This window comes from Janibacter sp. FSL W8-0316, from assembly GCF_038004165.1.
Lineage (GTDB): Bacteria > Actinomycetota > Actinomycetes > Actinomycetales > Dermatophilaceae > Janibacter > Janibacter indicus.
The window spans coordinates 3,203,901-3,225,050 of sequence record NZ_JBBOQX010000001.1; the positions used below are offsets into that span (position 1 = coordinate 3,203,901).

The 21,150-nt window shown below is 71.2% G+C and carries 17 protein-coding genes; 11 read left to right on the forward strand and 6 right to left on the reverse strand.

All coding sequences use genetic code 11. The features are described 5' to 3' along the window. Positions 1-1,515 carry an Asp-tRNA(Asn)/Glu-tRNA(Gln) amidotransferase subunit GatA gene (gatA, locus tag NYE39_RS15705; protein ID WP_341013252.1) on the forward strand — a complete coding sequence of 505 codons (1,515 nt, stop codon included), beginning with the start codon at positions 1-3 and terminating at the stop codon, positions 1,513-1,515. 3 nt (positions 1,516-1,518) lie between these two features. Beyond that, positions 1,519-3,087 carry an Asp-tRNA(Asn)/Glu-tRNA(Gln) amidotransferase subunit GatB gene (gatB, locus tag NYE39_RS15710; RefSeq protein WP_084449420.1) on the forward strand — a complete coding sequence of 523 codons (1,569 nt, stop codon included), beginning with the start codon at positions 1,519-1,521 and terminating at the stop codon, positions 3,085-3,087. Positions 3,088-3,169: 82 nt separating this feature from the next. On the opposite strand, the gene NYE39_RS15715 is transcribed toward gatB, so the two are convergent. Both NYE39_RS15715 and NYE39_RS15720 read right to left on the reverse strand, forming a co-directional pair. Next, positions 3,170-4,267 (reverse strand): IS30 family transposase, encoded by a 1,098-nt coding sequence (locus tag NYE39_RS15715; RefSeq protein WP_445667087.1) that lies wholly within the window; start codon positions 4,265-4,267, stop codon positions 3,170-3,172. A gap of 382 nt (positions 4,268-4,649) precedes the next feature. Continuing rightward, positions 4,650-5,237, reverse strand: coding sequence for a hypothetical protein (locus NYE39_RS15720; RefSeq protein WP_084449421.1), 588 nt, complete (start codon positions 5,235-5,237; stop codon positions 4,650-4,652). 126 nt (positions 5,238-5,363) lie between these two features. On the opposite strand from NYE39_RS15720, the gene NYE39_RS15725 reads away from it, so the two are divergent. Beyond that, positions 5,364-6,281, forward strand: a complete 918-nt coding sequence (locus tag NYE39_RS15725; RefSeq protein WP_335589210.1) for a 2-hydroxyacid dehydrogenase — start codon at positions 5,364-5,366, stop codon at positions 6,279-6,281. 34 nt (positions 6,282-6,315) lie between these two features. On the opposite strand, the gene NYE39_RS15730 is transcribed toward NYE39_RS15725, so the two are convergent. Next, positions 6,316-6,582 (reverse strand): hypothetical protein, encoded by a 267-nt coding sequence (locus NYE39_RS15730; RefSeq protein ID WP_072624063.1) that lies wholly within the window; start codon positions 6,580-6,582, stop codon positions 6,316-6,318. A gap of 172 nt (positions 6,583-6,754) precedes the next feature. Between NYE39_RS15730 and NYE39_RS15735 the strand changes: the two genes are divergently transcribed. Then, positions 6,755-7,276, forward strand: a complete 522-nt coding sequence (locus tag NYE39_RS15735; protein ID WP_072624064.1) for a SixA phosphatase family protein — start codon at positions 6,755-6,757, stop codon at positions 7,274-7,276. Between the two features lie 93 nt (positions 7,277-7,369). After that, on the forward strand, positions 7,370-7,819 hold the full coding sequence (locus NYE39_RS15740) for a DUF4189 domain-containing protein (protein ID WP_072624065.1): 450 nt from the start codon (positions 7,370-7,372) through the stop codon (positions 7,817-7,819). A 64-nt stretch (positions 7,820-7,883) separates the two neighbouring features. Here NYE39_RS15740 and NYE39_RS15745 read toward each other — a convergent pair whose 3' ends face one another. Next, a complete protein-coding gene (locus NYE39_RS15745; RefSeq protein WP_072624066.1) occupies positions 7,884-8,756 on the reverse strand; it encodes an RNA polymerase sigma-70 factor in 873 nt (290 codons plus the stop codon). Between the two features lie 4 nt (positions 8,757-8,760). Further along, positions 8,761-9,345 carry a carboxymuconolactone decarboxylase family protein gene (locus NYE39_RS15750; RefSeq protein ID WP_341013253.1) on the reverse strand — a complete coding sequence of 195 codons (585 nt, stop codon included), beginning with the start codon at positions 9,343-9,345 and terminating at the stop codon, positions 8,761-8,763. Between the two features lie 311 nt (positions 9,346-9,656). On the opposite strand from NYE39_RS15750, the gene NYE39_RS15755 reads away from it, so the two are divergent. The 4 genes from NYE39_RS15755 to ilvC all read left to right on the forward strand — a co-directional run bounded on the left by NYE39_RS15755 (position 9,657) and on the right by ilvC (position 13,805). Next, positions 9,657-10,040: a hypothetical protein gene (locus NYE39_RS15755; RefSeq protein ID WP_084449424.1), complete on the forward strand. Its 384-nt coding sequence runs from the start codon at positions 9,657-9,659 to the stop codon at positions 10,038-10,040. Positions 10,041-10,270: 230 nt separating this feature from the next. After that, positions 10,271-12,169: an acetolactate synthase large subunit gene (locus tag NYE39_RS15760; protein WP_084449425.1), complete on the forward strand. Its 1,899-nt coding sequence runs from the start codon at positions 10,271-10,273 to the stop codon at positions 12,167-12,169. 12 nt (positions 12,170-12,181) lie between these two features. Continuing rightward, the gene (ilvN, locus tag NYE39_RS15765; RefSeq protein WP_341013254.1) at positions 12,182-12,691 is read left to right on the forward strand and encodes an acetolactate synthase small subunit; all 510 of its coding nucleotides are present in this window, start codon (positions 12,182-12,184) and stop codon (positions 12,689-12,691) included. Positions 12,692-12,776: 85 nt separating this feature from the next. After that, entirely contained in the window at positions 12,777-13,805 is a 1,029-nt protein-coding gene (gene ilvC / locus NYE39_RS15770; RefSeq protein ID WP_072624070.1) for a ketol-acid reductoisomerase, read from the forward strand. A gap of 333 nt (positions 13,806-14,138) precedes the next feature. Here ilvC and NYE39_RS15775 read toward each other — a convergent pair whose 3' ends face one another. After that, a complete protein-coding gene (locus tag NYE39_RS15775; RefSeq protein ID WP_341013255.1) occupies positions 14,139-17,684 on the reverse strand; it encodes an ABC transporter ATP-binding protein in 3,546 nt (1,181 codons plus the stop codon). A 415-nt stretch (positions 17,685-18,099) separates the two neighbouring features. Here NYE39_RS15775 and ilvD point away from each other — a divergent pair, with 415 nt between their 5' ends. Both ilvD and NYE39_RS15785 read left to right on the forward strand, forming a co-directional pair. Further along, positions 18,100-19,944, forward strand: a complete 1,845-nt coding sequence (gene ilvD, locus NYE39_RS15780; RefSeq protein ID WP_072624072.1) for a dihydroxy-acid dehydratase — start codon at positions 18,100-18,102, stop codon at positions 19,942-19,944. Positions 19,945-20,054: 110 nt separating this feature from the next. Then, on the forward strand, positions 20,055-21,107 hold the full coding sequence (locus NYE39_RS15785) for a 3-isopropylmalate dehydrogenase (RefSeq protein ID WP_341013256.1): 1,053 nt from the start codon (positions 20,055-20,057) through the stop codon (positions 21,105-21,107). The last annotated feature ends 43 nt before the right edge of the window (positions 21,108-21,150 follow it).

Genomic DNA, 21,150 nt, shown 5'->3' on the forward strand with positions numbered 1-21,150 from the left:
GTGAGCGACCCCACCCGTATGACCGCTGCCGCGCTCGCCGACGCGCTGGCCAGCGGCGACCTCTCCTCCGAGCAGATCACCCGCGCGCACCTCGACCGCATCGAGGGCGTCGACGAGCAGGTCGGCGCCTACCTCCACGTCGCGGGCGAGTCCGCGCTCGCCGAGGCCCGCGCCGTCGACGAGCGCCGGGCGAAGGGGGAGAGCCTCCACCGCCTCGCCGGCGTCCCGATCGCCGTCAAGGACGTCATGACGACGACCGGCATCCCGACGACCGCCGGCTCGAAGATCCTCGAGGGCTGGATCCCGCCCTACGACGCGACCGTCGTCAGCCGGCTCAAGGCGGCCGGTCTGCCGATCCTCGGCAAGACCAACATGGACGAGTTCGCCATGGGCTCCTCGACGGAGCACTCGGCCTACGGACTGACCCGCAACCCCTGGGACCTCGAGCGCATCCCCGGCGGTTCCGGTGGTGGCTCGAGCGCCGTCGTCGCGTCGTGGCAGGCGCCCCTGGCGACCGGCACCGACACCGGTGGTTCGATCCGTCAGCCCGCGGCCGTCACCGGCTCGGTCGGGGTCAAGCCGACGTACGGCGGGGTCTCCCGCTACGGCCTCATCGCCATGGCCTCCTCGCTCGACCAGGCCGGGCCGTGCGCGCGCACCGTGCTCGACACCGCGCTGCTGCACGAGGTCATGGCCGGGCACGACCCGCTGGACTCGACGTCGATCGACCAGCCCGTGCCGGACATCGTCGGTGCCGCGCAGCGGGCCGACGTCGCCGGGATGAAGGTCGGCATCGTCCGCGAGCTCACCGGTGAGGGCTTCTCTCCGCTCGTCCAGGCGCGCTTCGACGAGTCGGTCCAGCACCTCGTCGACGCCGGTGCCGAGGTCGTCGAGGTCTCGATGCCCAACGTCGTCCACGCGCTCGGCGCCTACTACCTGATCATGCCGAGCGAGGCGAGCAGCAACCTCGCCCGCTTCGACGCGATGCGCTACGGCCTGCGGGTCGGGCCCGAGGGCGTCGACGCCCCGAGCGCGGAGCAGGTCATGGCGGCCAGCCGCGACGCCGGCTTCGGCGACGAGGTCAAGCGCCGCATCATCCTCGGTACCTACGCGCTCTCCTCCGGCTACTACGACGCCTACTACGGCAGCGCGCAGAAGGTCCGTCGCCTCATCGCCGACGACTTCGCGCGGGCCTTCGAGACCGCCGACGTCCTCGTGTCGCCGACGGCCCCGACGACGGCCTTCCGCTTCGGCGAGAAGTCCGACGACCCGATGGCCATGTACCGCGGCGACATCGCGACGATCCCCGCCAACCTCGCGGGCGTGCCCGGCATGTCCCTGCCGAGCGGCCTCGCCGAGGACGGTCTCCCGGCCGGCTTCCAGATCCTCGCGCCGGCGATGGCCGACGACCGTCTCTACACCGTCGGCGCCGCCCTCGAGCAGCGCCTCGTCTCCGCCTGGGGTGGGCACCTGCTCGAGCAGGCCCCCGAGCTGGCCATCACGAAGGGAGCCTGAGACATGGCGAGCACCACCACCGACGCGGTCCTCGGGTACGACGAGGCCCTCGCCACCTTCGACCCCGTCATGGGCCTCGAGGTCCACGTCGAGCTCGGCACGGCGACGAAGATGTTCTGCGGCTGTGCCACCGGCTTCGGCGCCGAGCCCAACACCCAGACCTGCCCGGTCTGCCTCGGCCTGCCCGGCGCGCTGCCGGTCGTCAACGCGACCGGTGTCGAGTCCGCGATCCGCATCGGCCTGGCGCTCAACTGCCAGATCGCCGACTGGTGCCGCTTCGCCCGGAAGAACTACTTCTACCCGGACATGCCGAAGAACTTCCAGACCTCGCAGTACGACGAGCCGATCGCCTTCGACGGCTATCTCGACGTCGAGATCCCGGGACAAGATGGCGAGACCTCAGAGATTTTCAGAGTCGAGATCGAGCGCGCCCACATGGAGGAGGACACCGGCAAGAGCATGCACATCGGTGGTTCCACCGGACGCATCCAGGGCGCCGAGTACTCCCTCGTCGACTTCAACCGAGCCGGCATCCCGCTCATCGAGATCGTCACCCGCCCCATCGTCGGCGCGGGCGAGCGCGCCCCCGAGGTCGCCAAGGCCTATGTCGCCGCGCTGCGCGACCTGCTGCGCGCCCTCGACGTCTCCGACGTCAAGATGGAGCAGGGCTCGATGCGCTGCGACGTCAACCTCTCCCTTCGCCCCAAGGTCGGCGACGACCCGGCGGCGCAGGCCCAGCTCGACGTCCCGCTCGGCACCCGCACCGAGACCAAGAACGTCAACTCCCTTCGCTCCGTGGAGCGGGCGGTGCGCTACGAGGTCTGCCGCCACGCAGCGGTCCTCACCAACGGCGGGTCGATCCTGCAGGAGACCCGCCACTGGCACGAGGACACCGGCGTCACGACGAGCGGCCGCGAGAAGTCCGACGCCGAGGACTACCGCTACTTCCCCGAGCCCGACCTCGTGCCGGTCGCGCCGAGCCGCGACTACGTCGAGCAGCTGCGGGCCACCCTGCCCGAGCCGCCGGCTCAGCGCCGCAAGCGGCTGCAGGGGGAGTGGGGTTACTCCGACCTCGAGATGCGTGACGTGCTCAACGCCGGCGCGACCGAGCTCATCGAGGCCACCGTCACCGCCGGCGCCAAGCCGCAGGCCGCGCGCAAGTGGTGGCTCGGCGAGCCGTCCCGCCGCGCCAACACCGAGGGCGTCGACCTCGCGACCTACGCCGAGCAGACCGGCGTCACGCCCGAGCACGTCGCCGAGCTCGAGTCGCTCGTCGGCTCCGGCCGGCTCAACGACAAGATGGCCCGTCAGGTCCTCGAGGGTGTCCTCGACGGCGAGGGCACCCCGACGGCCGTCGCCGACGCCCGCGGGCTCGAGCTCGTCCAGGACGACGGCGCGCTCGAGGCCGCCGTCGACAAGGTCATCGAGGCCAACCCCGACGTCGCCGACAAGATCCGCGGCGGCAAGGTGCAGGCCGCCGGCGCGCTCATCGGCCAGGTGATGAAGGAGATGAAGGGCCAGGCCGACGCCGGCAAGGCCCGCGAGCTCATCCTCGCCAAGCTCGGCGCCTGACGCAGGCAGCACGAAGGGGACGGTGCCGGGTCGGCGGATTCATGGGGTGTTCGCAACACCGTGTGGATTTCGGCCTGGGTGGTTAGGCCTCCTGGAGTAGATCACGAAGACGCTCGGCTGGGGTTGCCCAGTCGAGCGTCTTTCGTGGTCTGGCGTTGAGTTCTTGGGCGACGTACTCCAGCTCTGCGTGGCCGTGGACGCTCAGGTCGGTGCCTTTGGGGAAGTACTGGCGCAGCAGCCCGTTGGTGTTCTCGTTCGAGCCGCGCTGCCAGGGCGATGCCGGGTCGCAGAAGTAGACCGGCATGTCGGTCGCGGTGGTGAACGAGGCGTGCGCGGCCATCTCGGATCCTTGGTCCCAGGTCAGCGACCCGCGCAGGTGCTGCGGCAGGCGATGCATCGCGGCGACGAGCCGGTCACGCACGGTGATCGCGTCGTGGGTATCGGGCAGGTGCAGCAGCATCACGTACCGGGTCGAGCGCTCCACGAGCGTCCCGATCGCTGAGCCGTTGTTCTTGCCGGTGATCAGATCGCCTTCCCAGTGGCCCGGGACGGCGCGGTCCTCGACCGCGGCGGGCCGGTCGCTGATCATGATCATCTCGTCGACGAACCGCGGCCGCCGCACCCCGTGGGCTTGGGGTTTGCGGCGGGTGCGGCCGGTGCGCAGAGCGGTCTGGACCTCGCGTTTGAGGCCGCCGCGGGCCTGGAAGTACAGGGCCTGGTAGATCGTTTCGTGGCTCACGCGCATGCTCTCGTCGTCGGGGTGGTCGACCTTGAGCCTGTTGCTGATCTGCTCCGGTGACAACTTCCGTGACAACCCGTCCACGACGTACTCGCGTAGCGCTCCCGGCCGCGCCAGCTTTGATGCCTTCGGCCGGGCCCGGGTATCCGCGGCGTCACGATGCGCCCGGTGGGGCGCGTACCGGCCCTGCTCATCGCGGTGGGCGGCGACCTCACGTGTGACCGTCGAGGTCGGCCGGCCCAGCCGGGCAGCGATCGAACGCATCGACTCCCGGTTGATCAGCCCGTCGGCGATCACCAGACGATCCTGCAATGACAGCAACCTGCCCGTACCCACGACCTCGATCATGGGCCTGTTCCTAGCCGCTCGCTTGGCCGGCGGGCCCGTGACGCGCCCATCGGGATAGATCGTGCGGCCATGACTCTTACGCACGCCCCGCATCCAATACCGGCCCGTGTCGAGCGTGACCCCAACCCGACGAGCGGCCACGGCGTTGTGGACCCCGGAAGCGATCAGCTCGTCAAACTCGGCCCGCTGACGCGGCTTGCCCAACGGCATCGGCTCGGCCTGCACCAACCCCGCCCGAACCAGATGCCGACGAGCTGTGGAGTGAGCACATCCAGCCGCCCTGGCTGCGGCACCAATCGATCTTTCCCGTTCGAAGGCAGCCACCATCACAGCAACTACCTCCGCAGAGACCTCAACACGACGCCGCTTTTCGCTCGAAATGACCATGGTCCTCGCAACTCCTCAGATCGAGGTGTTGCGAGGACCATGTGAACCGAAGGTCGATCCGGCACCGCCCCCTTCGTCATGGTGCTGGTCAGACCGGGCCGTACCCGGAGATCTGGCCGTACCGGGTCGTCCCGGCGAGGATCGGCTTGCCGGCGAAGCTGCCCTGCGGCCGCGCGGCGCGCCACCAGGAGTAGAAGGTCCCGTCGCCGTCGTCGGTCGGTGGCTCGGTGGCGTAGAGCGTGAAGCTGGCGTCGAAGGGCCACGACCTCGACCCGCTCGTGCCCATGAGGTAGCCCCTCTGGGTGGCCGAGTTGCCGCTCGAGCTGACCCAGCCGACCTTGTTGCCGCCCTGGTTCTTGAGGTAGATCGTCTGCCGGTGCGTGCACCGGGACGAGGCCCATCGCGGCGAGACGGTGGCGCCGCTCGGGCAGTAGAAGGATCGGATGAATCCGCTGACCTTGCCGTTGTCGGTGCGCAGCCGCACCTGGTGGCGGTTGCCCTTGATGGGCGAGCCGAACTCCACGGTCCAGGCCCCGCCGAGGACGACCTCTGACAGGGCGGCCTTGTGGTGGCTCGTCGGTGGGTACTCGGCCGGCGCGGCCTGCGCCGGTCCGGCGAGGGCCAGCCCCGCGGTCATGAGTCCGGTGGTGGCGATGGCGCTGAGCGTCCGCTGCATGGCGGTGTCCTCTCGTGGTGGCGTGCTTCCCCGATGACGCACGCCTGCCTCCATGGACCCACCGTGAGAGGGGGCCGTCCATGGGTACCCGTACTCACCGGATCCGGTCCACCTACGATGACGCGCATGGTCACCGTCTCCTTCCCCGACATCACCTGGCGCGACGAGGTCGGCCCGATCGACGGCGTGACGGCCGTCGTGTGGGACCCGCAGGAGGCTCCGCCGCAGGAGTCGGTCGACGTCTACATCGCGCCGTACATGACCAAGCCCACGGGCGTGGCCGTCGTCGCGGAGCAGCCGTCGGTGCGCCTCGTGCAGCTGCTGTCGGCCGGCTTCGACAACATGCTCCCGGTCCTGCCGGAGGGGGTCTCCCTCGCCAACGCGAAGGGGGTCCACGACGCGGCCACCGCAGAGCTGGCCCTGACCCTCGTCCTCGCCTCGCAGCGTGGGTTCGACGACTTCGCGCGCGCCCAGGCGCAGGGGGAGTGGACCTCCCGCCACGTGCGCCCGGGCCTCGCCGACAAGCGGGTACTGCTCCTCGGCTACGGCTCCGTGGGCCGGGCGATCGTGGAGCGGCTCGTGCCCTTCGAGGTGTCGGTCACGGCCGTGGCCTCGCGGGCGCGCGCCGGCGACGATCTCGTCGACACGGTGCACGGGGTCGACGAGCTGGCCTCTCTGGCACCGCAGCACGACATCATCGTCTCGGTGCTGCCGGGCTCCGACGCCACCCACCACGTCTTGGGCGAGGAGCTGCTGAGCTCGCTGCCCGATGGCACGCTCGTGGTCAACGTCGGCCGTGGGCCGGCGCTCGACACCGAGGCCGCCCTGCGGCACGCGGGCCGCCTGCGCTTCGCCCTCGACGTCACCGACCCCGAGCCGCTGCCGACCGGGCACTCCCTGTGGTCGGCACCCGGTGTCATCATCAGCCCGCACGTCGGTGGGATGACCCACGCCTTCCGCCCCCGCGCGGTGGCGCTGCTGCGTCGCCAGCTCACCGCTCTCGCAGCGGGCGAGCCGCCGATCAACCTCGTGCACGAGGGTTGACCGGCGGCTCGGCGGCGACGCTGACGCGAATCCGTCAGAGGCGGCCGAAGCTATCGTCGCGGTCGGGCTGCAGCGGGGCGCCGTTGACGTGGCCTTTGACCCAGAAGGGCTGACCACCCTCGGACATCCGGTAGATGCTGAGGTTGAGGGCCACGACCCGCGATGCGGTCGAGGTCCGGCTCTTGGCGAGCACGGGCGGGCAGTAGTAGGAGCGGATGTAGCTGCCCTTGGTCACGTAGCCGTTGACGGTGTCGAGCACCACCTGGTGTCGGTTGCCGGCGAAGCCCTCGGCCTTGCCCACCGCGACGCTCTGGCTCGAGGTGGCCCAGTCGTTGTAGCCGCCCGCCGTCGTCGAGTCCGGTTGCGCCGCACTTCAGATCTGACCATTTCCTGACGATCCGGCTCCCGTGAGAGGTCGCCGCGCCGACCCGTCAGGGGTGGCGCGTCGGTGTGCTCCGGGCCACACTCGCTCTATGACGACGTCAGCAGAGGACCGGACCCTGATCCTGCTGCGGCACGCCGACCCGGAGCCGGGCCGTGCCGGTCAGGACGACCGCGAGCGACCCCTGTCGGAGCACGGGCGCAACCAGGCCGCCGACGTCGGTCGGTGGCTGCGCGAGCAGGGGCTCGGCTGCGACGAGGTCATGTGCTCGCCCTCGCTACGCACCCGCGAGACGATGCAGGAGCTCGCCGCGGCCGGGTGCCCGGAGGCGGAGGTGCAGATCGAGCACCGGCTCTACAACGCCGACGCCGACGACGTGCTCTCGGTGATCCGGGGCTCGACCAACGATGCGAGCATCCTGCTCGTCGTCGGTCATGCGCCGGGGCTGCCGGCGGCGGCCAGTCTGCTCGCCGACGGTGAGGGCAGCGAGGAGGCGCACGAGCGACTGAGCGGCGGGTTCCCGCCGGCCGCTGCGGCCGTGCTGCGCTTCTCGGGGCACTGGGACGACCTCGACTTCGGGGCCGCGGCGCTCGATGACTTCCGCTCCCCCTGAACGGGGAGAGCTCCCCCTTCCCAGGTGGGGGCCGATGCGCAAGACTGCCCTCGGCGACCACAGGGGACGCCACCTCACCAGGGGAGAAGACACATGAAGACAGTGCTCCGTCGCGCTGCAGTCATCGGCGCCACGACGATGACCGCGGCCACGCTTGCCGTGCCTGCCGCCCAGGCAGCGCCGACCGCTGACAGCTCGGCCTCGGCCCGCACCTACTACGGTGCGATCGCCCTCAACAGCCGCACGCTCGCCGTCGGCACCTCGGTCAATGCCAAGACCGCCACCAGCGCCAAGAGCGCGGCGCTGACCCGCTGCAAGAAGTACAGCTACTCGTCCTACTGCCGCAACGTCGTGTGGGTGAGCAATGGCTGCGCCGCCGTCGCCGTCAAGTACGACAGCAAGGGCCGCCCGGTCCGCTACGCCAGCGCCTACGGCAAGTACAAGTGGCCCACGGTCCGCCTGGCCAAGAAGCGCGCCATGGGCAGCTCGACCGCCGGCACGGTCAAGACCCGCGCCTACGTCTGCACCACGCGCTACTACTGACAGACCGCGCTCCGCACGCAGGGCCGTCCCGACACCGTCGGGGCGGCCCCGCGCCGTACCCGGGTCACCTGGTGAGCACGGTCTCCTGATCCACGGCGAGCAGCTTGTGCGGGTTGCGCACAATGTAGGCCGCGGTGACCCGACCCTGCGTCACGGCAAAGGTGACGATCGCCTCGAGCGCGCCGTCGAGCTCCAGGCGAAGGGCGGGGGCGCCGTTGACGAGGACCGGCGCACCCCGTGTGGCCGCCACATAGACGCCGGTGAGGAAGCGCAGGACCTTGTCCACGCCGACGATGGGGCGCAGGGCGGCCTGCTTGACGCCGCCGCCGTCGGTGAGCAGCACGACCTCGGGGTCGAGCACGTCGACGAGCAGTTGCAGGTCGTCGCCGGCGACCGCCGCGAGGAAGCGCTCGACCACTGCCTGCTGCTCGGCGACCGTGACCTCCCGGCGCGGTCGACGGGCCGCGACGTGCTCGCGCGCCCGGTGCGCGATCTGCCGCACGGCCGCAGGGCTGCGAGCGGTCGCCTCGGCGATCTCGTCGTAGGGCAGCTCGAAGACCTCGCGCAGGACGAAGACCGCCCGCTCCGTCGGGCCGAGGGTCTCGAGGACGAGGAGCATCGCCGTCGAGACGCTCTCGGCCAGCTCGACGTCTTCGGCGACGTCGGGGGTGGTGAGCAGCGGCTCGGGCAGCCACGGGCCGACGTAGTCCTCGCGACGTCGGCTGTGCGCCCGCAGGGCGTTGAGCGACAGGCGCGTGGTGATCCGCACGAGGTAGGCGCGGGGGTCGTGCACCGTGTCGGTCACGCGGGACCAGCGCAGCCAGACCTCCTGAAGCACGTCCTCGGCGTCGGCGGCTGACCCGAGCATCTCGTAGGCGACGGTGAAGAGCAGGTTGCGGTGGGTCACCCACGCGTCGGTGCCGGGGTGGAGGCTCACCCGGTCACCGTCCCATGTCCGTGCCCGTGCCGGCGAGGGGCAGCTCGCACACGTCGGAGTAGCCCTGGCTGGCCAGGCCGGCGGCGCAGTTGAAGCGGGAGCGTTCGTTCTCCACCGCGATGATCATCGTCAGCTCGACGAGCGCAGGGGTGCCGAGCTGCTCGCGCAGGCTCGTCGGCATCTCGTCGGTGACCGTCGGCGGGGTGGCGGTCATCGCCTCGGCGTAGCCCATGACCTCGCGCTCCAGGGGTGAGAAGACGTCGGACTGGCGCCAGCGCGGCACCTCCCGGACCTTGTCGAGGTTGAGACCGTCCTCGTGGGCGACGTAGTAGCCGAAGTCCAGGCACCACGAGCAGCCGATGACCGCGGCGGAGGCCATGACGGCGTAGGACTTCAGGTGCGGGTCGAGGGCGTCCCAGCCGGCGACCTTGCGCTCGAAGCCGAAGACGCTCCACGCCACCTTGCGGTCGTGGGCCAGGACGTAGGCGTTGTCGGGCACCTCGCCGTAGAGGCGTCGGCAGATCGCGACGACGAGACGGCCGAAGGGGGAGGACATGTCGTTGCGAGGGATGCGGAAGGTGCTGGGCACGGTGGTCTCCTGGGTCCGTCGGCCCCGGGTCGGGCCGCTCACCATGGAGACACCGCTCGCTCTGCGGGTGTGACAGGCGGTCGGTGAGCGCCCAGTCACAGGGGCAGCGTCAGATGACGGAAGGTCGAGACGACCTCCATCCCCAGGTGCTCGTAGAGACCCAGTGCGCCGGTGCTCATGCGAGCCAGCGTCTTCCCTTCGCCCTCGTGTCGTCACCCGAGTTGTCGTGGGTACCGCTCCCCATGGCGCGTCCGGCGACGCAGCGGCAGGATCGGATCAGACCGGAAACCGCCACGTACACAAGGGGAACCGTGAGCCAGCAGACCAGCACGACCGACGGTGGGACGCCCACCCAGCCCACGACGAACCACCCCAAGGCGCTGCCGAAGCCCTTCTGGGTCGGACTGGCCTTCGCGCTCGCCGCATTCGTGGTCCACCTGTCGTCCACGCGCACGAGCAGGGTCAATGGCGTCGTCGTCGAGTGTTCCTACATGGACTACTTCGCGCTCCTCGCGGCCGTGGCCGTCGCCGCGTGCGCGGTGGCCGTCGCCAAGACGGCCTTCGCGCGACACAACCCGTGGTCGAAGATTGCCCGCCCGACGCGCGGTCTGCTCTTCGGCGCCAGCGCGGTGCTCCTCGTCTTCGCGGTCGTCCACGTGCTCCGGGGGCTGGGGATGCTCGGCGGTCCCTGCTGAGCCGCCGCCCGGCTCCCGACGGCCGCGTCCCACATCGTGGGCGCGGTTGTCTCATTCATTGACACGCTCGCTGCCGCGGGAGAGAGTTGTCCGCATGGCCCTCCTCCTCGTACTTCCCCGGCGCGCTGCCTGAGCGACGACCCGTTCGTCGACGCAGCGCGCGCCCTTCACGTCCGGACCAGGACTGAAGGGCTTTTTCATGCCGGGAGAAGATGTGAGGAGCAGGACGGATGGCACGGCAAACCGAAGGACACACGGTGACTGACACGACCAGCAGCGCCCCGACCCCGGCAGCGCTGGCGCGCCGGGCGGAGGCCCGACCGACCCCAGAGCAAGTGACCGGAGCGCAGAGCCTCGTCCTCTCGCTCGAGAGCGTCGGTGCCGAGGTCGTCTTCGGGATCCCCGGTGGCGCGATCCTGCCCGCCTACGACCCGCTGATGGACTCGGTCAAGGTGCGTCACATCCTCGTGCGGCACGAGCAGGGCGCCGGTCACGCCGCCGAGGGCTATGCCTCCGCGACCGGCAAGGTCGGCGTGTGCATGGCGACCTCCGGGCCGGGCGCCACCAACCTCGTCACGGCCATCGCCGACGCCCACATGGACTCGGTCCCGATCGTCGCGATCACCGGGCAGGTCGCCTCGAGCTCGATCGGGACCGACGCCTTCCAGGAGGCGGACATCCGCGGCATCACCATGCCGATCACCAAGCACAACTACCTCGTGACCGACGCCGCGGAGATCCCGCGGGTCATCGCCGAGGCCTTCCACATCGCGAGCACCGGCCGACCCGGCCCCGTCCTCGTCGACATCTCCAAGGACGCGCTGCAGGCCACCACCACCTTCGCGTGGCCGCCGCAGATCGCCCTGCCGGGCTACCACCCGGTGACGCGTCCGCACGCAAAGCAGATCCGTGAGGCCGTGCGCCTCATGGCCGGCAGCCGTCAGCCGGTCCTCTACGTCGGCGGCGGCGTCATCCGCGCCGGCGCCGCGGAGGAGCTGCGACGGCTTGCCGAGCTGACCGGCATCCCGGTCGTCACGACGCTCATGGCCCGCGGTGCCTTCCCCGACGGGCACCCGCTGCACCTGGGCATGCCCGGCATGCACGGCTCCGTCGCCGCGGTCACCGGTCTGCAGCGCAGCGACCTGCTCATCGCCCTCGGCGCCCGCTTCGACGATCGCGTCACCGGCCAGCTGTCGTCCTTCGCCCCCGGGGCCAAGGTCATCCACGCCGACATCGACCCGGCCGAGATCTCCAAGAACCGCGTGGCCGACGTGCCGATCGTCGGTGACGCCAAGGCGATCATCGGCGAGCTCATCGCCGCGATCGAGGCGGGCGAAGGGGAGGCCGCCAGCATCGGCCCCGACCTCTACCGCGACTGGTCGGCGACGACGACGCGGTGGTCGCAGGACTACCCGGTCGGGTACACCTCGCACGGCGAGGGTGCCCTCATGCCCCAGCAGGTCATCGAGCGGCTCGGCGCGATCGCCGGCCCCGAGGCGATCTACGCCGCCGGCGTCGGCCAGCACCAGATGTGGGCGGCGCAGTTCATCGGCTACGAGCGCCCCAATGCCTGGCTCAACTCCGGCGGCGCCGGCACGATGGGCTACTCCGTGCCGGCCGCCATGGGAGCCAAGGTCGGCGAGCCCGACAGGGTCGTGTGGGCCATCGACGGCGACGGGTGCTTCCAGATGACCAACCAGGAGCTCGCGACCTGCGTCATCAACGACATCCCGATCAAGGTCGCGGTCATCAACAACTCCAGCCTGGGCATGGTCCGGCAGTGGCAGTCGCTCTTCTACAACGAGCGCTACTCCAACACCGACCTGCACACCTCGGTCGGCAGCCGGATCCCCGACTTCGTCAAGCTCGCCGACGCCTACGGGTGCGTCGGGCTGCGCTGCGAGCGTCCCGAGGACCTCGACGCGACGATCGAGCAGGCGATGGCGATCAACGACCGCCCCGTGATCATCGACTTCGTCGTCGAGCGCGACGCCATGGTGTGGCCGATGGTCCCCGCCGGCGTGAGCAACGACGCCATCCAGATCGCCCGCGACGCCGCCCCCGAGTGGGACCGCGAGGAGTCCGAGGCGATCGAGCAGTCCACCGACGCCGACCACGACGGCAAGTGAGGTAGCGCCACCGTGAGCACCAAGCACACTCTGTCCGTCCTCGTCGAGAACAAGCCCGGCGTCCTCGCCCGGATCTCGACGCTCTTCTCCCGGCGCGGGTTCAACATCGACTCGCTGGCCGTCGGCCCGACCGAGCACGACGAGATCTCGCGGATGACCGTCGTCGTCGACGTCGAGGACCTGCCGCTGGAGCAGGTGACCAAGCAGCTCAACAAGCTCGTCGAGGTGCTCAAGGTCGTCGAGCTCGACCCGCTCGCGTCGGTGACCAGCCAGATCGTCCTGGTCAAGGTCCGCGCCGAGGCGAGCAACCGCAGCGGCATCCTCGAGACCGCGCAGATGTTCAAGGCCAAGATCGTCGACACGACGACCGACGCGATGACCCTGCAGGTCTACGGCAACTCCGACAAGATCGCCGCGATGCTCGAGATCCTCGAGCCCTACGGCATCAAGGAGCTCGTCCAGTCCGGCGTCGTGGCCATCGGCCGCGGCCCCCGCTCCATCACCGACCGCTCCCGACACTGACCCCCCCTTCGTCCCCGTCCGAGGTGACGGGAGACGATGACGACCACCCCCGACTGCACCACCACGACACAAGGAGAAGTGCCCCATGGCCGCCGAACTGATCTACGACGACGACGCCGACCTGTCCATCATCCAGGGCCGCAAGGTTGCCGTCATCGGCTACGGCTCGCAGGGCCACGCGCACGCGCTCAACCTGCGCGACAGCGGCGTCGACGTGCGCGTCGGCCTCAAGGAGGGCAGCAAGAGCCGGGCCAAGGCCGAGGCCGAGGGGCTGAAGGTCCTCACGCCGCGCGAGGCCGCCGCCGAGGCCGACGTCATCGTCATCCTCGCCCCCGACCAGGTCCAGCGTCACCTCTACGCCGACGACATCGCGCCGGAGCTGAAGGACGGCGACGTCCTCGTCTTCGGTCACGGCTTCAACGTCCGCTTCGGCTACATCCAGGCGCCCGACGGCGTCGACGTCATCCTCGTCGCGCCCAAGGCTCCGGGCCACACCGTGCGTCGCGAGTTCGTCGACGGCCGCGGCATCCCGGACATCATCGCCGTCGAGCAGGACGCCTCGGGCAAGGCCTGGGACATCGCTGCCTCCTACGCCAAGGGCATCGGTGGTACCCGCGCCGGCGTCATCAAGACGACCTTCACCGAGGAGACCGAGACCGACCTCTTCGGCGAGCAGGCCGTCCTGTGCGGTGGCATGTCGCACCTCGTCCAGGCGGGCTTCGAGACGCTGACCGAGGCGGGCTACCAGCCGGAGATCGCCTACTTCGAGGTGCTCCACGAGCTCAAGCTCATCGTCGACCTCATGTGGGAGGGCGGCATCGCCAAGCAGCGCTGGTCGATCTCCGACACCGCCGAGTACGGCGACTACGTCTCCGGCCCGCGGGTCGTCGACGCCAAGGTCAAGGAGTCGATGAAGGGCATCCTCGCCGACATCCAGGACGGCTCCTTCGCCAAGCGCTTCATCGAGGACCAGGACAAGGGCGCCACCGAGTTCCAGCAGCTGCGCGAGCAGGAGGCCGGTCACCCGATCGAGGCGACGGGCAAGGCGCTGCGGGCGCACTTCGCGTGGCAGTCCGGGGACGACGACTACACCGAGGGCTCAGCCGCTCGCTGATCCACCACCTGACCCCCGACGCGGTCACCCCGCGGACGGTCCCCGACGGGGGCGCCCACCGGCTCACCAGCCGGGGCGCCCCCTTCGTCGTGCTCCTGCCCTGCTCCAGGAGGCGGGTCACCGGGCCCACGTGGTGGGTCAGGTCCGGCAGCGCGATGACCGCAGGGGGCGATGGTGGTGACTACGCCCCTGCTCCACGAGGCGGGTCACCGTGACCCGCGTGGTGGAGCAGGGCCGTAGTGCGCGGGAGGCCCCGCCGTCGGCGGCCCCGGCGGTGCTGACCCGTGTGGTGGAGCAGGACCGCCGTGCGTGGACCGGGCTTCGCGAGGTCGGTCAGCCCGCCAGGTGGCCCCACGTGGGGGAGAGCTCGGCCCATGGCCCGACGGCGGCGGCCCGACCGCCGACGAGGACGACGACCCGGTCGGCCTGCTCGAGCGCGGCGCGCTTGGACGTCGCGCCGATGACCGTGGCGCCGCGGTCGCGCAGACCGCGCCACAGGGCGATCTCGGTCGTCGCGTCGAGCGCCGAGGAGACGTCGTCGGCGAGGAGCAGCTCGGCCTCGGTGGCCAGCGCCCGGGCCAGGGCGAGACGCTGGACCTGGCCGCCCGACAGGCGCACACCGCGGTGACCGACGAGCGAGTCGGGACCGCCGGCGGCGGCGACGTCCTCGCTCAGCCGCGCCAGCGCGACCGGCTCGTCGAAGGGCCGCTCGTGCCCGAGCCGGACGTTGTCGGTGAAGGTCCCCGAGAGCACCCGCGGTACCTGGGCGACGTGGGCGACTCGGCCGGGGCGCAGGGTGCGCTGCGCGTCGGTGACGGGGGAGCCGTTCCACAGCAGGGCACCGCGGTGGTCGACGAGCCCGGCGAGGGCCGCGAGCAGGCTCGACTTGCCGGACCCGACCTGCCCGACGAGCAGGACGAGCTCGCCGCGCTCGACGCTCAGGTTGATGTCGCTCGCACCGACGGTGCCGTCGTCATGGACGACGCTGACATCGCGCAGGTCGAGTCGCTGGAGGGGCTCGCGCCCGCCCTCGACGGGAGCGGGAGCGCTGCCGTCGACGAGGTCGACCCCCTCGGGCAGGTCCATCAGGTCGACCCCGCCGGCGAAGCGCGCGGTCTCTGCCTGCCACGCCCGGGTGCCGGGTGCCTCGGTGACGACCATGCTCGCGACGCGGCCGAACCAGTCGAAGCCCATGACCGCCCCCGAGACGAGGATGGCGGTGCCCAGGCCCCATCCGCCCGCGACGTGGATCCACCACGTGACGACGACGCCGCACTGGACCATGACGAGCGGGACGGCGTCGAGCACGGCCTGGACGCGGTGCTCGCGCACGGCTGCCTCGACGCGGCCGCCGTCGACCTCACGCAGGCGCCGGCGGACGAAGGGGGTCGCCGCCGCGAGCTTGATCGTGCGCACCGACTCGAGGGCGGAGACGACCGCCCGACCGAAACGTGCCCGAGCAGCCGACGCCGCCGCGGCCGAGCGCCCGGCGATCGGTCGACCGAAGGTCGCCGCGCCGGCCGAGGTCGCCATCACCGTGAGCAGGACGGCGCCGGCGACCCAGGTGCCGGCGAGCACCGCGGTGAGCGCGGCGATGATCAGGCCGTTGATGAAGTCGACCCACCGGTCGGCGTAGCGCGCGTAGCGGTCGGCGTCCATCGACCGGGCGACGACCTCACCGGGAGGCGTGCGCGGCAGTCGCTCGGCGCGGGTCTGCCCGACGAGCACGGCCATGCGGGTGCGCAGCATGACCTCGATCCACCAGCGCGGGTAGCGGTAGAAGGCCGAGGCGCTGAGGAAGGGCACGACGAGCAGGCAGACCACGAGGACCGCGCCGAGCAGGGTCGGGGTGCGACCCGCCTGGAGGTCCTCGACGACGGTGCCCCACACGAGACCGGTGATCGCGCCCTGCGCGCCGAGCACCGACATGAAGAGGAAGCACAGGGCGCCGGCGATGCCCCACGTCGGCTTGACCGACAGGGCGTGGGCGATGCCGCGGGCCAGCGAGGGTCCGCTGCCGATCTCGACCGCCTCGGGGGGAGTGGTCGTGCGGCGTCGACCGCCGACCGGGTCGAGGTCGGCGTGGTCGACCTCGACGGACGAAGGGGGCTGCTCGCCCGGTGCCGCCGACGCCAGGTCGGCCTCGGCCCGGCTGTCGAGCAGGAGGCTGCGGAAGGGGCCGGGCTCCTGAGCGAGCACGGTCCGGCGGCCCTGCTGGATGACCTGACCGTGGTCGAGCACGACGACGTGCGGGGCCCGCTCGATGGTGTTGAGCCGGTGGGCGATGAGGACCCCGGTGCGGCCGACGAGCAGACGGTCGGCGGCCGAGACGACCCGGCGCTCGGTGAGCGGGTCCATGCGGGCGGTCGCCTCGTCGAGGACGACGACGCGCACGTCGCGCACGAGCAGCCGGGCGAAGGCGACGAGCTGCTCCTCGCCCGAGGACAGCGTCGTGCCGCCGGGGCCGAGGAGGGTGTCGAGCCCGTCGGGCAGCCCCTCGACCCACTCGCCGAGCCCGAGCTCGCGCACGGCGGACTCGACGTCGTCGCGCGGGGTGTCGTCGAAGAGGGCGATGTTGTCGGCCAGAGTGCCGGCGATGATCTCGGTGCGCTGGGTGACGACGCCGACATCGGTGCGCAGCAGCTGCAGGTCGATCTCGCGCACGTCGACCCCGCCGACGAAGACGCTGCCGCGCGGGGGCTCGACGGCGCGCGAGATGAAGGAGGCGAGCGTCGACTTGCCGGACCCGGTGCGCCCGACGAGGGCGACCGTCTCGCCGGCGGGCACGCTGAAGGTCACGTCGCGCAGCGCAAAGCTGCCCTCGGCGTAGGAGAAGTCGAGCCCGCGCACCTCGACGGCCAGCTGGGCGCCCGCGGGGACGGGGGCGCCCCCCTTCGGCTCCGGCTCGACGGCCAGCATCTGGCGCAGGCGGATCACGGCACCGAGCCCGGCCTGCAGGTCGGGCAGCTGGTGCGAGAGCTGGTTGATCAGGCCGACGAAGGTCGAGGTGACGATGAAGAGGGTGACGAGCGAGCCCACCGAGAGCGAGCCGTCGACGGCGAGGGCGATGCCCGTGACGCCGATGCCCGCCAGGAGCGTGTGGAGCAGGAGCCCGGCCCGACGCGCGAGCCGACTCTCGAGCACGAGCACGTCGGCGAAGCGGGCATGCACCCGCGCGGTGATCGTCGCCAGGCGCTGGACCATGTGGGCCTGACCCAGGCTGGTGCGCAGGTCGTCACGCCCGGCGATGCCCTCCTCGAGCGCGCTCGCGTGGTCGGTCCAGGCCATCTCCTCGATGACCTTGCGGCGGGAGATCTCGCCGAGCAGCGGGCGCACGGCGAGCCCGGTGACGAGCGCGAGCAGCGGGAAGAGCAGCCACGCCGGCCACCACGTCACGCCGGCGACGACCCACATCGGGATCACGGAGAAGGCGGTGCGGGCGAACATCCACACCTGCCACCGCATGAGGTTGCCGACCTCGTGGGTGTCGTCGTCGACGCGGTCGAGGATCTCGCCGGCCGCCTGCTCGGAGAGCGTCGCGACGGGCTGGGCGAGCGCCGCGTCGAGCAGGTCGTCGCGCAGCACGCCCTCGGCCCGGTCGGACAGCCCGACCCACACGACCTTGCCGAGGTTGTCGACGAGGGCGCCCCCGATGACGAGGACGGCGAGGACCTGGACGAGAGCGGTCGTCGGGGTCTCGGCGAGCCGGCCGACGACGACCGTGCCGAGGGTGAGCGAGACCGCGGCCAGGGCCGAGCACACCAGGGCCGCCGCGGCCGCGGGCGAGCGCATCCGACGCCAGTCGACGGTGCGCTCCGGCGGGGTCGGCGCGGTGGTGGTGGGGTGCGGCGGGGCGGTCCGCTCGAGGGTCTGCGTCATGGCCGCTCAAGGCTATGTCCGCTCACCGACACCGCGCCTCCGATTTTTCGAGACGGTGGTCCACGGAGCGGACGGGGCATTCCGTGGCGGGAGGGGAGCGGCGTACCGTCGGTCGATCGGCAGCCACACCCGGCCGCGCCCCCTTCGCACCACCGGCACCCCCACCCACGTCGTGCCCACCCGAGTCACCGCACGATCACGAGGAGCCGTCATGAGCGACGAGGCCGCCGAGGCACGCCGCGCCCTCCAGGAGAGCCTGGACCGCCGCGACAGCGGTGAGTGAGCGCAGCCACCACCCATCACGACCGACCGCCCTGCGTCTCGAGGCTCGCAAGCTCGCACCTCGACGAACGTGGGGCGGTCTGCATGTGAGACGCGGTATCAACCTCCGGACCGGCGGCATACCGTGGATCCCATGCCGCAGCTTCGATCCCGCACGACCACCCACGGACGCAACATGGCCGGTGCCCGTGCCCTCTGGCGCGCCACCGGCATGGGCGAAGGGGACTTCGGCAAGCCGATCGTCGCGATCGCCAACTCCTTCACCCAGTTCGTCCCCGGGCACGTGCACCTCAAGGACATGGGTCAGCTCGTCGCCGGCGCCGTCGAGGAGGCCGGGGGAGTGGGCAAGGAGTTCAACACCATCGCCGTCGACGACGGCATCGCGATGGGCCACGACGGCATGCTCTACTCGCTGCCGAGCCGCGAGGTCATCGCCGACTCCATCGAGTACATGGTCAACGCGCACTGCGCCGACGCCCTCGTGTGCATCTCCAACTGCGACAAGATCACGCCCGGCATGCTCCTGGCCGCGCTGCGCCTGAACATCCCGACCGTCTTCGTCTCCGGTGGCCCGATGGAGGCCGGCAAGGCGATCATCGGTGACGACGGCGAGACCTACACGCGGCTCGACCTCGTCGACGCGATGGTCAAGGCCGTCGACGACAACGTCAGCGACGACGAGATCACCGCGATCGAGCAGTCCGCCTGCCCGACGTGCGGGTCCTGCTCGGGCATGTTCACCGCCAACTCGATGAACTGCCTCACCGAGGCGCTCGGCCTCTCCCTCCCCGGCAACGGCTCGACGCTCGCGACCGCCTCGGCCCGCCGCGACCTCTTCCTCGACGCCGGCAAGCTGGTCGTCGACCTGTGCCGCGACTACTACGACGGCGACGACGAGTCGGTGCTGCCGCGCTCGATCGCGACCAAGCCCGCCTTCGCCAATGCCATGCGACTCGACATCGCCATGGGCGGCTCGACCAACACGATCCTCCACCTGCTCGCCGCGGCCCAGGAGGCCGGCGTCGACTTCGACCAGAGCGACATCGACGCCCTCTCGCGGGTCACGCCCTGCCTGGTCAAGGTGGCGCCCAACAGCGGCGACTACTACATGGAGGACGTCCACCGTGCCGGCGGCATCCCCGCGATCCTCGGCGAGCTGCACCGCGGCGGCATGCTCGACGCCAGCGTCCGATCCGTGCACAGCCCCGACCTCGAGACCTGGCTGTCCGACTGGGACATCCGCTCCGGCGCCACCACGAGCAAGGCCACCGAGCTCTTCCACGCCGCGCCCGGTGGCGTGCGGACGACGCAGGCCTTCTCCTCGACCAACCGATGGGCGAGTCTTGACACCGACAGTGCCGACGGGTGCATCCGCTCCGTCGAGCACGCCTACACGAGCGAAGGGGGCCTGGCGGTCCTCCACGGCAACCTCGCCCCGGACGGCTGCATCGTCAAGACCGCCGGCGTGCCCGAGCACCAGTGGAACTTCTCCGGCCCGGCCCGCGTCGCCGAGTCGCAGGAGGCCGCGGTCGAGATGATCCTGTCCAAGCAGGTGCAGGAGGGCGAGGTCGTCGTCATCCGCTACGAGGGCCCCAAGGGCGGTCCCGGCATGCAGGAGATGCTCTACCCGACCTCCTACCTCAAGGGCACGGGTCTGGGCCCGAAGTGCGCCCTGATCACCGATGGCCGCTTCTCCGGTGGTTCGTCCGGCCTGTCGATCGGGCACGTCTCGCCGGAGGCCGCTTCCGGTGGCGCGATCGGCCTGGTCCGCGACGGTGACGTCATCGAGTTCGACATCCCGGGCCGTCGGGTCAACCTGCTCGTCGACGACGAGGAGCTGGCCCGTCGCCGGGCCGAGCAGGACGCGAAGGGGTGGGCCCCCGCCGCCCCCCGTGAGCGCCACGTCTCGCCGGCCCTGAAGATCTTCGCGAAGTTCGCCCAGTCCGCCGACAAGGGCGCCGCCCGCAAGGTCGACTGACCTCGCCCCTTCCGTCCGGAGGCGCCACACAGGCAGGGAGTGGTCGCCGAGGACGCCCATATGTCGGGACGCAGATTTCACATGTCGGGACGCGCGCCTAGCCTGAGGCCATGAGCACCGACGCAGCGCAGACCAGCTTCGACATCGCCGTCATCGGCGGCGACGGGATCGGCCCCGAGGTGGTGGCCGAGGGGCTCAAGGTCCTCGGGGCGCTCGGCTCCGACATCTCCGTCACGACCACCGAGTACGACCTCGGCGCGGCCCGCTGGCACCGCACGGGCGAGACGCTGCCGGACTCGGTCGTCGAGGAGCTGCGCGGCCACGACGGCATCCTCCTCGGCGCCATCGGCGACCCGACCGTGCCCTCCGGCGTCCTCGAGCGGGGCGTGCTGCTCCCCCTTCGCTTTGCGCTCGACCACTACGTCAACCTGCGCCCGGCCAAGCTCTTCCCCGGAGTCACCAGCCCGCTCGCGGAGCACGTGACGAGCAAGGGCCTCGACTTCGTCGTCGTCCGCGAGGGGACCGAGGGCCCCTACGTCGGCAACGGCGGCGCGCTGCGCGTCGGCACCCCGCACGAGGTCGCGACCGAGGTGAGCGTCAACACGCGCTTCGGCATCGAGCGCGTCGTGCGTGACGCCTTCGCCCGCGCCCAGGCCCGCCCGCGCAAGCACCTGACGCTGGTCCACAAGCACAACGTGCTCACCCACGCCGGCCACCTGTGGCGCCGGACCGTCGAGGAGGTCGGCGCGGAGTTCCCCGACGTCGAGACCGCCTACCAGCACGTCGACGCGGCGACGATCTTCCTCGCGACCGACCCGGCGCGCTTCGACGTCATCGTCACCGACAACCTCTTCGGCGACATCATCACCGACATCGCCGCGGCCGTCGCCGGCGGCATCGGCCTGGCCGCGAGCGGCAACATCAACCCCACCCGCGAGGCCCCGAGCATGTTCGAGCCGGTCCACGGCTCCGCGCCCGACATCGCCGGTCAGGGCAAGGCCGACCCGACCGCCGCGATCCTCTCCGCGGCGATGCTGCTCGACCACCTCGGCCTCGCCGAGCAGGCGACCCGGGTCGAGGCGGCCGTCGCCGCCGACCTCGCCGAGCGCGCGGGGGAGCGCTCCACGAGCCAGATCGGGGATGCGATCGCTGCCCGCGTATGACGTGTCCCACATGGTGGGACTACCCTGCGAGCAGACCCGCACC